At 66.3% G+C, this 1,007-nt stretch carries 1 protein-coding gene; it reads left to right on the plus strand.

Going from position 1 to position 1,007, the window contains the following annotated elements:
• A partial coding sequence (locus tag AX702_RS04050; protein ID WP_269450372.1) for a proton-conducting transporter transmembrane domain-containing protein occupies positions 1 to 1,007 on the plus strand: 1,007 nt, incomplete at both ends.

Consider the following 1,007-nt stretch of genomic DNA (forward strand, 5'->3'; position numbering starts at 1 on the left):
GTTGGCGCGGCTGTGGCCAGTGCTGTCGGGCAGCGACTGGTGGTTCTATCTGGTCGGCACCACCGGTCTGGTGACAATGGTGATCGGGGCAGCAATCGCGCTGTTCAAACACGATCTGAAGGCCATTCTTGCTTATTCCACGATCAGCCAGCTTGGCCTGATGACCATGTTGTTCGGCTTCGGCACGCCGGCGGCGGCGCTGGCCGGCATCTTTCACCTGGTCAACCATTCGCTCTTCAAGGCCGCGTTGTTCATGAACGCCGGCATCGTCGATCATGAAGCGGGCACGCGCGACATTCGTCTGCTCGGCGGCCTAGCGCGCCTGATGCCGATCACGGCGACGCTCGGGATCATCGCTGCCGCGTCCATGGCGGGCCTGCCGCCGCTTGGCGGCTTCCTGTCAAAGGAGATGATGCTGGAGGAGGCGGCGCATACCGGCTGGGCGGGCACGCCATGGGTTGTGCCGCTGCTCGCGCTGGTCGGGGCAGCCCTTTCGGTCGCCTATTCGCTCCGCTTTATTGCGCACCTCTACCTGGGCCCCGAGCGCGACGGCTACCCGGGCAAGCCGCATGATCCCCCTCTGGGCCTGTGGGGGCCATCCGCCTCGCTGGTCGCGCTGACCGTGCTCGTCGGCCTATTCCCGTCGGTGTTGACCGGCTGGCTGATCGCCCCGGCCGCAGCCGACATCACGGGCGGCACCGCGCCTGCTTTTCACCCGGCCTTGTGGCACGGCCTGACTCCGGCGCTGGCGATGAGCGTCATCGCCGTCGCCTTGGGAGCCCTGATGCTCTGGCGCTATGGTTCGCTTCAGCGGGGCTGGGACGGATTGTGGCTGCCTGAGGCCAAGCGCGTGTTCGACGGTGCCGTCGAGCGGATGGTGCAATGGGCGCGCTGGTTGAGCGATACGATCCACAACGGCTCGCTCCAGCGGCAATTGGCGCTCATGTTCCTCCTGGCGGTGGCCATCGCCGCGGAGGCGATCTGGTATGGCGGCTATACGCCAGGAA

This window comes from Sphingomonas sp. CCH5-D11 (assembly GCF_001557395.1).
Taxonomy (GTDB): domain Bacteria; phylum Pseudomonadota; class Alphaproteobacteria; order Sphingomonadales; family Sphingomonadaceae; genus Sphingomonas.